This is a genomic window from Winogradskyella sp. 4-2091, assembly GCF_045765065.1.
Taxonomy (GTDB): Bacteria; Bacteroidota; Bacteroidia; order Flavobacteriales; family Flavobacteriaceae; genus Winogradskyella.
Window position 1 is genome coordinate 1 of record NZ_JBJKOD010000046.1, and the last position, 926, is coordinate 926.

1 protein-coding gene is annotated in these 926 nt (G+C 35.2%); it reads right to left on the bottom strand.

All coding sequences use genetic code 11. The annotated features are described in order from the left end of the window. Window positions 1-896, bottom strand: an 896-nt coding sequence (locus tag ACJBCC_RS17240; RefSeq protein WP_407557927.1) for a type IX secretion system membrane protein PorP/SprF, incomplete at its 3' end; no start/stop codon positions are given. Between the last annotated feature and the right edge of the window lie 30 nt (window positions 897-926).

The window sequence follows — 926 nt, forward strand, 5'->3', positions numbered from 1 at the left end:
ACTTCAAACATTAATAATACTTCGTGTGTACCACTGGTGTATGCTGCTAAATCCGATATAGGATATTCATAGGCATAACCAATTCTCATCTGCTTTGATATTTGAAAATCAGCAATACCACCTATAGCGGCAGCGTTTTCGTTAATTCTGTATGCACCACCAATCCAAAAGACTTCATTAAACAAAAAGTTAGCCGAAATATCAAAAGATAAAGGTGCACCATTAGTTGCTTTAAGTAATACAGAGGGTTTTAGTTTCGTATTTTCACTTAAATTAAAAACGTATCCACTGGTTAAATAATAGCTAATGCGTTCTAAAGCGATGTAATCTAAAGTTCCATTTCGTCCTTTATTATAATCGGTATTTAAAATTCTAGGTGCGGATAACCCGACATACCATTTAGGTGCATGTAAAAATAGGCCAGCACCAAAATTAGGACTCCATCGGTTTGAGACATCATTAAAAAAAGGATCATCAACTACGGATGGATCATTTAATAACGCTTCATCTAAACTGTAATGTGTTACACCACCTTTAATCCCAAAGGCTAGTTTTGTGTTTTCACTTGTTTTAATGGTATAAGAATAATCAGCATATAGGTATGAGAAGTTTTCGTATCCTAACTTATCATTGATAAAGGAGATTCCTAATCCCATGTTTTCATTTCTTAAAGGCGTATGGACAGATAACGTTTGCGTTTCAGGACCACCTTCGAGACCCACCCATTGACTTCTGTGTAGTCCAACGACACTAAGTGTTTCTCTACTCCCAGCATAGGCAGGATTAATAGAAATGGTGTTAAACATATATTGTGTAAACTGTGGTAACTGCTGAGCAAAGCTCATAGACCCACTAAAAAAGAGTACAGCAATACAGATGTATTTAGATAACTTCATTGGTTAAGTTTTAATTTGTTGCTATATAGA